Source organism: Pseudaeromonas sp. HNCC25DJ180, from assembly GCF_055413345.1.
This window is the reverse complement of the sequence record NZ_JBVAYF010000007.1, coordinates 69200-82414: the sequence shown is the minus strand read 5'-3', so window position 1 is coordinate 82414 and position 13215 is coordinate 69200. Positions and strand designations below refer to the sequence as shown.

The window sequence follows — 13215 nt, the reverse complement described above, 5'->3', positions numbered from 1 at the left end:
CGTTGGAAGTTCACCTTATCGTGTCTTCCAGCAGTCACCCTCCTGAAAGACTATTCCGGATGATGATGGTGGTGATGAATAGTGTTCAAGAGTTGACGGATCATAGTGTGGCTTACCAGTTTCCTTGTTCGGCTGCGCTCCAACATACAGCCCCTGATAAAAAATGCAAGTCAAGTTTGCCTATCGGATCTGACTGCTCTTGATGGTAATGTTCGCCTAACTCTCCCTATCTGCGGAGTAAACATCTAAATTTGATTTAAAAATCATGTAAAACAACCGCCACTTGAGATTGTGTTGAGATAAAACGTGGTCACTGGCGTGGGGGAACACGCGGTTTATTCGGTTTTATTTGCATCGTAAGTGCTCGGCATCAGACCATTCGATGTGAACACTAGGACGCAGACTGAGGTTGATGGCGGTTAGCCAAGAACCTCAGTTGCTGCTATTTAGGGCTCCAGCTTAGCCGGGTTTGGCCGATACTATGAGTAGAGGAGGAACCTGCTATGCCAAACCAAGATCTGCTCTACAGCATTCTGCCCAGAGCCCCCATAGCACCGGGTTCCGGCGACTTTCATCGCGATATCACGCGCATCCAAAAAGAGCCGGTGATTAAGCAAACCGAGGTACACAAGGATCCGGCTGAACACTCGGCACAGGATGAGTATCATCCCTCACATGGCAAGGCCGAGAGTGAGCCGGACGAGCAGGAGGAGACAACAGAAGCGGATGAGCATAAACCTGCAGAGGGGGATGCCCCTGAACATGTGGATCTTTTTGTTTGAGCGGATGAGTTGCTGCTTTTTGCCCGCCTCTAGTGCCTTTCTCCTTCGTCTTCGCGGCACTTTTTCTTATAATCCCCGCCTTGCTTCTTGCCGGATCCCATAGTGAGCCATCCACAGAGCGTTACTGATTTTTTTGCTACCCAGGGGTTGCTGGCGCAAACCTTAACCGGCTTTGCCCCGCGGGAGTCGCAACGCTTGATGGCCGAGGCGGTGGCCCGGACTATTGATGCCACTGGCCAGTTGTTGGTGGAAGCGGGCACAGGTACCGGCAAGACCTTCGCCTACCTGGTGCCTGCATTAGCATCCGGTAAACGGGTGATCATCAGCACCGGCTCCAAAGCGCTGCAGGAGCAACTCTATAATCGTGATTTACCTTCCCTGTTGGCCGCTATGGAGTACAAGGGCGCGGTAGCGCTGCTTAAGGGGCGAGCCAACTACCTCTGTCTGCACAGGCTAGATCAACTGCTGGTGACCTCTCATTTACAGGAGGCGGAGGTGCTGGCCGATCTGGTGCGGGTCAAACGTTTCTCCATCGATAGCGCAAGTGGCGATATAGCCGATATCCCCGAACTGGTCGAGCAGGCACCTATTATTGCTCATGTGACCAGTACCAACGACAACTGTCTGGGACGCGAGTGCCCACGCTATGACGACTGTTATCTGGTGCGGGCTCGCCGCCAGGCCATGGAGGCTCAGCTGCTGGTCATTAACCACCATCTCTTCTTTGCCGATATGGTGGTCAAGGAGACGGGATTTGCCGAGTTGATCCCCGATGCGGATGTTTATGTCTTTGATGAGGCCCATCAACTGCCTGATATCGCTAGCGGCTATTTTGGCGAGAGTCTCTCCAGCCGACAGTTGCAAGATCTGGCCCAAGAGATGGTGCTGGCCCAGCGGGTGGAGGCGGCTGACATGGCCCAGTTGGCGCGTGCAGCCGAGGCATTGGAGCTCGCCTGTCGTGAGCAACGGCTGGCCTTTGGGGTAGAGCCCAGTCGTGGCAATTTACGGGACTGGATGGGTAATCCGCTATTCGATCGCACCCTGCAGCGGCTAAAAGATAGCCATCGCCTCTGCTACGATGTGTTGAAGTTGGCTCTGGGGCGCGGTGAGCGGCTCGATCACTGCTTTGAACGCATAGTCGAGTATCAGGGCAAACTGGAGCGTCTGACCCAGACCGAGCAGAGCGGTGCCGCCTATTGGTTTGACACTAGCCGGTTGCATTTTTCCCTGAACCTGACGCCCCTCTCTATCGCCGAGCGATTCCACAGTGAGGTGATGCGCCCCGGGTGTAGCTGGATCTTCACCTCGGCCACCCTGACGGTGGGCCATGGGTTTGACCACTTCAGCCAGCGTTTGGGGATCGGCGCCGCCGAGCAATTGGTATTGGAGAGTCCGTTTGCCTATGCCGAACAATCCCTGCTCTGTGTGCCGAGAGGGTTGCCGGATACCGGCTTTGTGCGGCGAGCCACCGAGCTGGCAGAGCGTCTGGTGCCGGTTATTAACAAGGTGCCTGGCGGCATCTTCTTCTTATGTACTAGCTATCAAAGCCTGCGTCAGGTCGCCGAGGTGTTGCGCCGCGACGTGGGTCGTCTGGTTCTGGTGCAGGGTGAGGACAATAAACAGCGCCTGCTCAGTCAGTTTGTGGAGAATGGCCGCGCCATCTTGGTGGCAACCGCCTCATTCTGGGAGGGGGTCGATGTCAGGGGGGCGGCACTCTCTTGTGTTATCATAGATAAACTGCCGTTTACCGCGCCCGATGACCCCTTGCTCAAAGCCCGGATAGAAGATTGTCGTCTGCGGGGGGGCGACCCCTTTAACGAGTTACAATTGCCGGATGCGGTCATTACGCTCAAGCAAGGGGTCGGGCGGCTCATCCGGGACATGCAGGATCGTGGTGTACTGATCTTGTGCGACCCCCGTTTGGTGAATCGCCCCTATGGCGGCACTTTTTTACAGAGTTTGCCGCCCATGCCTAGAACCCGTGAACTGGCAAATATTGCCAGCTTCTGGCAACAGATGGCGACTGCGCAGAGCGGTTCAGCCCAGTTGGATGCCCAGTCATAACCGTACCGAGAAGTAGATAGATGACCAAAATTTTGGCGATCGATACCGCCACCGAAGCCTGCTCTGCCGCCCTATTGGTAGAGGGTGTAATAACAAGTTGTGCCGAGGTGGCGCCCCAGGCCCATACTCGCAAGATACTGCCCATGTGCGAACAGCTGCTGCACGATGCGGGCTTGACGCTAGGAGAGCTGGATGTCATCGCCTTTGGCCGCGGACCTGGCTCGTTCACCGGGGTGCGCATCGGCATAGGCGTGGCCCAAGGGTTGGCTTTCGGTGCGGGTAAGAAGCTGATTGCCATCTCCGATCTGGCCGCGTTAGCCCAAGGGTGTCACCGCCGGACGGGAGCCGAGCGGGTGTTTTGCGCCATTGATGCCCGGATGAATGAGGTCTATTTTGCCGCGTTCACCCTGCGCGACGGCATCATGGAGCCCCTCGCTGATGAGTCTGTTCTTGCACCTGAGCTGGCGGCGGCCTGTTGCCAACAACTTATGCTGGATAATCCAGGATCCTGGTTGGCGATAGGTACGGGTTTTTCAGCCTATGCGGCTGCGTTTACCTGCCTGGGAGAGGCCATCTGCCTGGATGCGGAGTCGTTGCCTTGGGCACAGGATATGCTTGTCATAGCACAGCAACCCCATATGTTGCAGCAGGCATGTGAGCCGGCTCTTGCTACGCCGGTTTACTTGCGTGATAAAGTAACCTGGAAAAAATTGCCAGGTCGTGAATAATTAGTTTTAGGCATGCTCGAACCTTTGGTTGTTTGAGTTACGGTTAGCGGGAGAGGGAATGACGATTCGCTCGATTGACATGGCATCACAGAGTCTGACTCGCGTCGGATTGGGAGCCGTTTCGCCCGCTACCGCTAATCGCCCTGATGCGGTCAAAGAAGAGCAGCAGGAGCGGAGCTCCCCTGCCGTATTGCGCATGGCCGAGGGCGCCGAAGAGGCGGCAGAGCGGCTGAGTTATGATCAGCCATCGGGTCGTGAGGGGCGGGCGGTTAATGCCTATCAGAGCATAGCCCGCCAGGAAAAACGTGATGAGTTACAGCAACTCTTACGCCTGGATATCTATGCCTGAGCCAGACCGAGTCCGGTTATTACACCAGGCCGTGTCAGGTTGTTACACATAGTTAAATGCTCAGTCTCAAATTTGACCCAACCTCCTCAATGAGCCGTTCTGGCACATCAACCTCAGCGGCCAGTTTTTTCCAGTTAGCGACACTCTCTATCGTCTCATCCAGAATTCGGTTGATCCTTTCTCTGGTGAAGAGTGGGCTTAGCTTTTTCAAGGCGTAAAAATCCTGCCGGGTGAAGTCGTCTCGTTTACCATTGAGACTCATCCAGTGGCTGTTAACCCACTGGCTGCCGGGTTTGTAGCTATAGGCCAAGTCATAGGCTGGGGCCAAAGACCACTGTTCCCCCTTTAATATGAAGGCGAAGTTCTTGGCGTGATCGTCATGATTTCGGGCGACGATATTAAACGTCATTCTTCTTAATAACTGCTCTGCATCCGTTGCCGAGAGCTTGAGTTGTCTGGTAACGCTAAATAGTTCGGCATAGGAGAAGGAGCCGGGCTTTTTGTAGTCAACATGGGCTAGGCCATTCAGGGTCTGTACATGGACTTTTTGGTTTCCCACGCGATCAAAACGCTGGGTGATGAAGTGTCGTCGGTTCCCCTCAGGTAGCAAGCGGCAGGGCATCATATCGATACCACACCCTTTAGCCATCAAATGGTAGACATACTCCATAGCCCCAAAGCCCATGGGGTCGCCGAAGGTCTCCTGATTTTTATTGTGTTCGCTGACGCCATCAAATTTCATCAGATAGTGGGTGAAGCCTTCAGGCACACTCGCCTGGCCAGAACGAACCTGGGTGAAGTCATCATTAAAGGCCAGCACCGCCTTAGGCCTTGCTCCGCCCGCACTCATCCCCACAGACAGTAGCGACATCATAGCTTCACGATCATTTTGCCCCTCTTTACTCAACTCGACGGCAAAGTCGCTTCGACTGTCCAGGATCTCTTGTGCAATAGCCACCAGGGAACCAATCTCGACCTGTTGCGAGGCATTGAGGCTTCTCATCTTGGTGGCCGGGGCATATTCAAGGGCGCCCATGCCGCGTTTCCCTGTGTATTGCAGTCGCTGTAATGGCGTGATGTCGGCGGGGGAGTGGCCTTGCGAGGCAACCCAGGCATTGAGCACCGCATTACCAAAGTCATCGGGTAACGAGTCGGCGATCAAACCCGGCAGCCCGCGGAAGGTATTAAACGCCAGTTCGGGGAAAGTGTAGATGCGTCTTGCCAGTGGCATCTTCAGCGGCGAGAGCTCTATCCCGGATTTGATAAAGCCGGGGGCATATTCAAACGCGCCGACTCCTGTTTCGGTATCAAAACTCACGGCTCCGACATCGTGCTGCTGATAGGTAACACTGAGGACTTCCATTACCATTCTGGCGCATCCTCTTGGGGTTTCTTTTTCTGCCAGGATGCGCGCTGCCGCTGTTTGCCCTGCAACTTGGCCAGTTGAAGTGGCGAGATAGCCAGCCTGGGCAGGAAGAGGTCCAGTTGTGCGGTCAAATTCAATGCAGCCATGATGGCAATAAAGAGCTCCAGCTGCGCTTGGCCTTTTTCTGCATTCAATACGGCTTTACGCGAGACCCCGGCTCGTTCGGCGACATCGGCCTGGGTTAGATCCAGGTTCAGGCGCGCCTGTTTAAGCCGAGATCCCAACTCTTCTGCCAGTGCCGCAGGCGAACCATTTATAGCCATCATAGCGTTCCTATATTTGGACATAAACTGCAAGATAATGAGCCAGTGTCCTAAATATAGCACATTATCTGCAATGATAAATCGAGTGCTAGTAATGAGCCCAAAAAAGAACATTAATGCCATTATATGGCATTAATGTTCCAGTGGTGGAACATTAAGCTGCGTAGGTTGCATGGTGCAAAAGAGAGCCGATCCGGAGGGTAGAGCAACGACCTCTTGAGTTACTCATCTCTTGATGGCGCATTCATAGGATACATGGCTCTCTTGCTGGCATTTATTCATGTCAGGGAGGGCAACATATCTTGTGCCGGATGGGGTAGGGGTCTGGCTTGGGCACGACGAGATCACGTTGTGCCTGAGGATTTAGGCACGGAAGTGCCTTTTTTAGGCGCAAGATCAAAAAGAGGCTCGAATGACTCAGTGCTTTTGAAAGAAAAAACGAATGCGACAGAAAGCAAAAATCCCGCTCGTGAGCGGGATTTTTGTGAATTTGGTGCGTCCTAGTGGACTCGAACCACCGACCCCCACCATGTCAAGGTGATGCTCTAACCAGCTGAGCTAAGGACGCAAGACATTGTTTCTATTGATGAACTGTTTCCGAATGGTGCGTCCTAGTGGACTCGAACCACCGACCCCCACCATGTCAAGGTGATGCTCTAACCAGCTGAGCTAAGGACGCATCGTATTCGAAAATCTAATCATCAATTATGGTGCGTCCTAGTGGACTCGAACCACCGACCCCCACCATGTCAAGGTGGTGCTCTAACCAGCTGAGCTAAGGACGCACACCATCAAGGGTAATACCGCTTGAGTGGGCCGCATATTAACGGTGAACGCTGGCGCTGGCAAGAGCCAGCGCCAAGTTTTGTAACTCCGTGAGTGCGTTTGCTTTTTTCGTAAGCAATCTGTTTGGTTACATGCTTTTTATCGGTCAGGCAGTGAGCAGTTGCCGGGCGGCGGCTACCACGACTTGTATGGCCTTACTCTCCGAGCTTTGCATGGACGCTGGGTCGGGGATCTCTTGCTGTGTGCGGTTGACGATCACTCCCGCCACCATACCCGCACGCAGACCTTGGCTTGCGCACATGGTGAAGAGGGTTGCCGACTCCATCTCGTAGTTCATGACCCCCATGGCTTGCCATTGGGCCATGGAGCCTTGTAGGGCGCTGACTACTCGCCCTGAGTAGGTGTCATAACGCTCTTGGCCTGGATAGAAGGTATCTGATGAGGCTGTTATGCCAATATGCAGGGGGACATTGGCGGCTCGTGCTGAGTTCACCAAGGCAGTCGTGCACTCAAAATCAGCCACAGCAGGAAATTCCAGGGGGGCAAAATGCAAGGAGGCGCCATCCAGGCGTACCGCCGCCGTGGTCACCAATACATCACCTACCTTGATATGGGGCTGAATTGCACCCGTGGTGCCGATGCGCAGGAAGGTGCGTATTCCTAACTGCGCCAGCTCTTCTACGGCAATGGAGGTGGAGGGGCCGCCAATCCCGGTAGAGCAGATCACAATGCTGTGACCATCCAGCTCGGCCAACCAGCTGGTAAATTCTCTATGGCTGGCCAGGAACCGGGCGTTGTTCATCACCTGGGCTATTTTTTCTACCCGCGCCGGATCGCCTGGCACTATGGCTACCTGGGCTCCACATAGCTGGTCTTTGGTTAGCCCCAGGTGAAAGACAGTGGAGAGTGTATTCATGATGGCATGGTTCCTGATATGTTCCTGATATGACGTTGGCTCAATTGAGCGTTTATCTGTGGCATTGGTGCTAGAGGGGAATGCGGTGAAAACGTGAACCGATCCCACGTCAAAGGGTTAGATTTCTTGGTAGGCGAGTCGTGGTAATTTGCTAGATATTGGCCAGAAGCAAACGCACACATTTTCGCAAAGCAGGAAAATATGTTTAACCATCACCAGCGCTCTGGGCTGCCAGGCATCAGCTGTATGGGTAAAGGCTGATGCCCATAGCCGGGCTTATTGCGGGTTACACTCTGTGAACATCGGCATGTTCGCCTGACGCCGTGTTTTTTCGGCCGCCACATTGTTGTAGCAACTGCTGCGCTTGGCCGCATCATTGACCGATGCAAAGATCACATCGCAATTATTGCGGGAAGCTACATACATCTCTTCAATCTTCCGCTCACGGTAGGTCATCTCATCTTGCATCATGGGTGAGCAGGCTGGTTTGTTGCCCCCGGCCGCCGTTAGTGGCAGATCACCGCCGGCCAGCAGGCGAGCTTGTACCTCTTCAGGCCCTATCTGCTCACTACCCGGAGTGCGAGCCACACTGGGATCAACTTTGGCGAAAGCTTCCCCGTCTGCCGGTGGCAGTTGGCTGTAATGGACTATGCCGTGAACGTCATTCCAGCGATAGACCTCTTGTGCCTGGCACAGTGACATAGATGCCATCAACAGGGTGGCAGAAACAAGTTTTATTCCGTTACTCGTGCGCATAAAGTGCTCCTTGCTATTCGCAGTGAACCGCAGTTATTAAAGAGACCAAGGCATTATTGTTATATTAATCTGTATGAGTCTTTTGAAGCTCATGGCCTTGAGAATGGTTTTCTTAACATAAATTTGCAAGATTAAAGGTTAAAATTTGTACTTGGTTCCCACTTTTAACCTCTTACTCACAGGGCTGTCCCAGAAGCCCAGCCTTAAACTATCACCAGTTCCATTTGCGATAGTTTAAGGCTGGGCTCCCAGTCACGCCGGTTGTTTTTGCGCACATAGCTGCCTTTACCTTTAAGCTTCTTCTCTACGCGCTGGCGGAACAGGGGTGAGCTCAACAGGGCTTGCAGGGCGTTATCTCGTATCTCACCCCGTTGATGGTCATGTAAACATGGTTGTTTTGATTTTTTCATCGTCTACTCCGTAATGGCTTTGCCTTATCGTAAAATAAGATTTTGATGCTGAGATGACAGACATCGCTGTTATTTTGCCCATAAACTAGGTTTCAGGCAAAACCATTTCGGTTTTTCTAATGAAAAAGTCATAGGTGATTAGACTGATCTCGAGAGTAAGTATCGTTAAATGGTGTATCAATTTGATTTGATTCGGCTTTTCTATTATCTAATCGACTCTTTCCTTTTCATCCACCCCCCTCCATTTCTCCTTCCCCTGAATCTATTATTTGATTGGCTATTAATCTGGCTTTACGTGGCAATGTCGCGTCATAAATCACGTCATATGGTTTTATTATGGCTTTTCTATCGGTAAATTCATCACTTCTGTAGCTTGTTAGTCCGCGATTCAGCTTTGCGATGCTATAAGTTGAACCATGTTGTGGTACCGATAGGGGACGTGTGATGCAGGAGATGCTGCTGGCCATCTGGCACCAGGATTTTGAGCAACTGCTGGCGCTGGAGGCGGTAGGGCTGCTGATCAGCACACTGGTGGTGATCCTCTTGCTGGAGTCCAGCTTTGTGTTTATGCCTTTGCCGGGTGATGGCCTCTTGTTGCTGGCCGGAGGCTTGGTTGGCATGGGAGTCTTGGGGCCTGAAGTGACGCTGCTTTATCTGCCTCTGGCGGCGGGGATAGGTAGCCTGCTGGCCTATCTGCAGGGGCGGGCGCTGCAGGGCACGGCTGCAATGGGCTATCTGGAGCGGATAGTCCCGGAGCAGAGTCTGCCTCGGGCGGCAGATTTGCTGGCACGTCATGGCTTTCTCGCCATGTTCTCCTCCCGTTTTTTGCCCTTCGTCCGGGTCTTGACTCCCATGCTGATGGGGATGGGTAAGTTGCCGCCTCTGCGCATGGCCGTGGTCAGTTTTGCCAGTGCCTTCTTGTGGACTCTGCTGCTGAGTCTGGTGGGTAAGTGGATGATGACGATCCCGTTTTTTATGCGCCATCAGGAGCTGGTTACCCAACTGTTGCTCACCAGTTCAGTGTTGCTGTTTGTCTGTGCCGTGGTGGCACTGGGGATGCGCTTTGCTCGCAGTGGCGCGCAACGACGCCGGCTATGACCCATATGATTCAATCCCGTCGATAGGGGCGCAATAAAGCGACCTCTTTATAACGTTAACCCTTTGGGATGCCAATGACGGCGCCTGATGAGTGACTGTTCTTGCTTGCGAGCCATGAGCAGAGGCTTTCTATTGCCAGAAATTGCCAAAAATGGGCCGATGAGCCTGGTTTGAGCCGATGGCTGACAACCTGAGTTATGTATTTTTACTCGCTATAGAGATGAGGAATTCCTTATGAAACAGAACCATTCCCCCCCCTGGTATCGGCTGGATAGCCGGGAGACCCTGGTGAAACTACAGAGTACAACCCAGGGGCTCACCGAGCGACAGGCCACGGAGCGGCTAAATCAATATGGCGCCAATGAATTACCCAAAGCCGTCAGCAAACCTGCCTGGTTACGCTTTGTGGCTCACTTCAACGATATATTGATTTATATACTCCTGGCCGCGGCGGTGTTGACCTTTGTCATGGGCCACTGGGTCGATACCCTGATCATCACGCTAGTGGCGGTGGTGAATGCCCTCATCGGCTTCATGCAGGAAAACAGCGCGGAGAAGTCACTGCGCGGCATCCAGGGCATGCTCTCGAGCCAGGCGACTGTGTTGCGTGGCGCTGGCGAGCGCAGTATCGCGGCGCGAGAGTTGGTACCGGGGGATCTGATCCGCCTGCGGGCCGGCGATCGGGTCCCTGCGGATCTGCGACTGCTGGAGGCGCACGCGCTGCGGGTAGAAGAGGCGATCCTCACAGGTGAATCGACAGTGGTGGAGAAAAATACCCTGACGCTGGCCGGTGAGCTGGGGATAGGCGATCGGCTGAATATGCTCTTCTCCGGCACCACCATCAGCAGTGGCGGCGGCATTGGCATAGTGGTGGCCACCGGGCAGCAGACCGAGCTGGGCCATATCAACCAGATGATGGTCGAGGTCAAGGCGCAACTGACTCCGTTGATGCAGCAGATGGCGCGTTTGGGCAAGGGGATCTCCATGCTGATCCTGGCCATGATGGCGCTGCTCTTTGGCTTGGGTCTGGTGCTGCACCAGATGCCGGTACCTGAGTTGCTGCTGGCGCTGATCAGCCTGGCGGTGGCCTCGGTGCCCGAAGGCTTGCCTGCCATCATCTCCATCATTCTCTCCTTGGGTGTGCAGAGTATGGCGCGTCAGAAGGCCATCATCCGCCGCTTGCCGACGGTCGAGACACTCGGGGCCATGACGGTGGTTTGCTCCGACAAGACAGGCACTCTGACCATGAACGAGATGACGGTCAAAAGTGTGCTGTTGGCCGATGGCACCCTGAGTGTAGAGGGGGATAGCTACGAGCCGGTGGGACGTATTCTACGAAAGGGTACTGCTGTTTCTCTGGCGGATGAACCCATACTGTCGCGCTTCCTTACCGCCGTGGCCCTGTGTAATGACAGCCAGGTGCAGCAGGACGCCGATGGCCATTGGGTCATCACAGGTGGCCCGACCGAAGGGGCGCTGCGAGTGCTGGCCGAGAAGTCAGGGCAGCAGAGTGCGGGCGAGCTGTTGGGCAAGATCCCATTTGATTCCAGTCACAAATATATGGCGACCCATCATCAGATCGGTGATGAGCAGCGGATCCTGGTCACCGGGGCACCGGATGTGCTGTTTGCCCTCTGCTCCGGGCAGTGGGGCGAGCAGGGCCCAGAGCCGTTTGAACGGGTTAAGTGGGAGCGGCAGATGGCGCTGCAGGCCAGCCAGGGGTTGCGCATGGTGGCAGCAGCCGAGCGGATCTATACGCCGGGTGAGGGCGAACTCTCTCACGACAGCCTGCAGGGAACGCTGATCTTTTTGGGCATTGCCGGCATGATGGATCCACCGCGTCCCGAGGCTGTCACCGCCATCGCCCAGTGCCAGCAGGCGGGGATCCGTGTCAAGATGATCACCGGTGACCACCCTCAAACCGCCATGGCAATAGGTGCCATGCTGGGGATCGGCAATGGTCGTGATGCCATGACCGGAGCCGAGCTGGAGCGGCTGGATGATGAGGCTCTGATCCCGGTAGCGGCCCGCTATGACATCTTCGCCCGTACCAGCCCGGAGCATAAGTTGCGTCTGGTGCGAGCCCTGCAGGCACAGGGCGAAGTGGTGGGCATGACAGGCGATGGGGTCAACGATGCGCCGGCGCTCAAGCAGGCGGATGTGGGCATCGCCATGGGGATCAAGGGCACAGAGGTCACCAAGGAAGCGGCCGATATGGTGCTGACTGATGACAACTTTGCCACCCTGGCGACGGCAGTGGCGCAGGGTCGCCGGGTCTATGACAATCTGAAGAAGACCATCCTCTTTATTTTGCCGACCAACCTGGCCCAGGGGTTGCTGGTGCTGATTGCGATCTTGCTGGGCACCCTGATGCCGCTCACCCCCTTGCAGATCCTCTGGCTGAATATGGCGACCTCGACCACGCTGTCGTTCGGCCTGGCACTGGAGCCTGCCGAGCGGGGATTGATGCAGCGACCGCCGCGCAATGCTGGCAGTCATGTGCTGGACGCCCACGCCATCTGGCGCATCGGCTTTGTGGGTCTGCTGATTGCCGGGCTCACCTTTGCCCTGGAATCCTGGCTGCTGGCGGCCGGTCATGGCGCCGAGTTTATCCGTACCGTGCTGTTGCAGGCGCTGGTGACCGCCCAGTGGGTCTATATGTTCAACTGTCGGGTGAGTGATGCCTTCCCGCTGGATCGCAACCTGTGGCGCAACAAGGGGTTGTGGTGGGCGACATTGGCTCTTCTGCTGTTGCAACTGGCCATCATCTACCTGCCGTTTATGAACAGCGCCTTTGGCACTGTGCCGCTACCGGCTTTTTACTGGCTGCTGACTTTGGCCGCAGGCGCACTCATCTTCTTGCTGGTTGAGGCCGAGAAGTGGCTGCTGCGTCGGCTGAGTGTTTGAGCCTGATGTCTGGTTTAACGTTACTCAACACATGCCCTTGAGGTGATGCGCCTTATCCTGAATGGGGTGCATAACGGGTAACCTAAAGGCCGGGATAGCTGAGAAGCCATCCCGGCCTCTTTATCTGAGTCATGTGACTGCGTTCTCAACGCTTCCATCTGGCGTACCGTGACGGTCAAACTGCCAACGTCAAGCCAGCCCAACTCTTTATATTTTTGTCCCCCAATTAGGGAGTCCCGCCATGTATGAGTCGCGTTTTGAACCTCTGCTCAGTCGAGCCCGCTTCTTGCTCCGGCTGTTGCACCATGGGCTGGCTGTGCTGGGGTTGCTGGGCTTTTCTCTGCTGCTGGGGATGCTGGGGTATCTGTGCTTCGAGCCGGTGAGCTGGCATGAGGCGCTGCTCGATGCCACCTTGCTGCTCGGTGGCATAGGTCCGCTGCATATGCCTCAATCGGTAGGCGGCAGGATCTTTCTCGGCCTCTACGGCCTCTATATCGCCTTGGTCTTTGTGGCGGCGGCGGGGTTGATGCTGGCGCCCGTGGCCCATCGGCTGCTGCACAAATTCCACTACGATGGGGTGGATTAAGCCAGACACGGGTTATGTTTCACCGTTGGCTAATTCTTGCGGCAGAGACGGAGACCTGGTTACTGCGTAGGCATGGTCATTAATTCCGCTGCTCTACAACACAAAAACCTGCCACAGGCAGGTTTTTGTTTGCTCCGTTCTTGC

12 protein-coding genes, 3 tRNA genes and 1 other annotated feature (1 of these 16 running past the window's edge) are annotated in these 13215 nt (G+C 54.9%); of the genes, 7 read left to right on the top strand and 8 right to left on the bottom strand.

Annotated features, from left to right (window positions below; translation table 11 throughout):
• Positions 1-75: a sequence feature (His leader region), on the bottom strand; it reaches 62 nt to the left of the window's first position.
• A gap of 428 nt (positions 76-503) precedes the next feature.
• The 4 genes from ACZYTD_RS08050 to ACZYTD_RS08035 all read left to right on the top strand — a co-directional run bounded on the left by ACZYTD_RS08050 (position 504) and on the right by ACZYTD_RS08035 (position 3923).
• Entirely contained in the window at positions 504-782 is a 279-nt protein-coding gene (locus tag ACZYTD_RS08050) for a hypothetical protein (protein ID WP_463891084.1), read from the top strand.
• Between the two features lie 102 nt (positions 783-884).
• Positions 885-2846: an ATP-dependent DNA helicase gene (locus tag ACZYTD_RS08045; RefSeq protein WP_463891081.1), complete on the top strand. Its 1962-nt coding sequence runs from the start codon at positions 885-887 to the stop codon at positions 2844-2846.
• 20 nt (positions 2847-2866) lie between these two features.
• The gene (gene tsaB / locus ACZYTD_RS08040) at positions 2867-3574 is read left to right on the top strand and encodes a tRNA (adenosine(37)-N6)-threonylcarbamoyltransferase complex dimerization subunit type 1 TsaB (RefSeq protein ID WP_463891079.1); all 708 of its coding nucleotides are present in this window, start codon (positions 2867-2869) and stop codon (positions 3572-3574) included.
• A gap of 58 nt (positions 3575-3632) precedes the next feature.
• Entirely contained in the window at positions 3633-3923 is a 291-nt protein-coding gene (locus tag ACZYTD_RS08035) for a hypothetical protein (RefSeq protein WP_463891077.1), read from the top strand.
• Between the two features lie 52 nt (positions 3924-3975).
• Here ACZYTD_RS08035 and ACZYTD_RS08030 read toward each other — a convergent pair whose 3' ends face one another.
• The 8 genes from ACZYTD_RS08030 to ACZYTD_RS07995 all read right to left on the bottom strand — a co-directional run bounded on the left by ACZYTD_RS08030 (position 3976) and on the right by ACZYTD_RS07995 (position 8480).
• On the bottom strand, positions 3976-5292 hold the full coding sequence (locus ACZYTD_RS08030; protein ID WP_463891074.1) for a type II toxin-antitoxin system HipA family toxin: 1317 nt from the start codon (positions 5290-5292) through the stop codon (positions 3976-3978).
• Positions 5286-5615 carry a helix-turn-helix transcriptional regulator gene (locus ACZYTD_RS08025; RefSeq protein WP_463891071.1) on the bottom strand — a complete coding sequence of 110 codons (330 nt, stop codon included), beginning with the start codon at positions 5613-5615 and terminating at the stop codon, positions 5286-5288. The genes ACZYTD_RS08030 and ACZYTD_RS08025 overlap by 7 nt, the downstream gene beginning before the upstream one ends.
• Positions 5616-6103: 488 nt before the next feature.
• Positions 6104-6180, bottom strand: a tRNA-Val gene (locus tag ACZYTD_RS08020).
• Between the two features lie 34 nt (positions 6181-6214).
• Positions 6215-6291: transfer RNA gene (locus ACZYTD_RS08015), tRNA-Val, on the bottom strand.
• Between the two features lie 29 nt (positions 6292-6320).
• Positions 6321-6397, bottom strand: a tRNA-Val gene (locus tag ACZYTD_RS08010).
• Between the two features lie 146 nt (positions 6398-6543).
• Positions 6544-7314 (bottom strand): uridine phosphorylase, encoded by a 771-nt coding sequence (gene udp / locus ACZYTD_RS08005; protein WP_463891068.1) that lies wholly within the window; start codon positions 7312-7314, stop codon positions 6544-6546.
• 276 nt (positions 7315-7590) lie between these two features.
• Entirely contained in the window at positions 7591-8070 is a 480-nt protein-coding gene (locus tag ACZYTD_RS08000; RefSeq protein WP_463891066.1) for a DUF4124 domain-containing protein, read from the bottom strand.
• Between the two features lie 203 nt (positions 8071-8273).
• Positions 8274-8480 carry an alternative ribosome-rescue factor A gene (locus tag ACZYTD_RS07995; RefSeq protein ID WP_463891064.1) on the bottom strand — a complete coding sequence of 69 codons (207 nt, stop codon included), beginning with the start codon at positions 8478-8480 and terminating at the stop codon, positions 8274-8276.
• Between the two features lie 444 nt (positions 8481-8924).
• Here ACZYTD_RS07995 and ACZYTD_RS07990 point away from each other — a divergent pair, with 444 nt between their 5' ends.
• The 3 genes from ACZYTD_RS07990 (at position 8925) to ACZYTD_RS07980 (ending at position 13071) form a co-directional block, all read left to right on the top strand.
• A complete protein-coding gene (locus ACZYTD_RS07990) occupies positions 8925-9578 on the top strand; it encodes a DedA family protein (RefSeq protein WP_463891061.1) in 654 nt (217 codons plus the stop codon).
• Positions 9579-9812: 234 nt separating this feature from the next.
• Entirely contained in the window at positions 9813-12485 is a 2673-nt protein-coding gene (locus tag ACZYTD_RS07985) for a cation-transporting P-type ATPase (RefSeq protein WP_463891059.1), read from the top strand.
• Between the two features lie 241 nt (positions 12486-12726).
• A complete protein-coding gene (locus ACZYTD_RS07980) occupies positions 12727-13071 on the top strand; it encodes a hypothetical protein (protein WP_463891058.1) in 345 nt (114 codons plus the stop codon).
• The last annotated feature ends 144 nt before the right edge of the window (positions 13072-13215 follow it).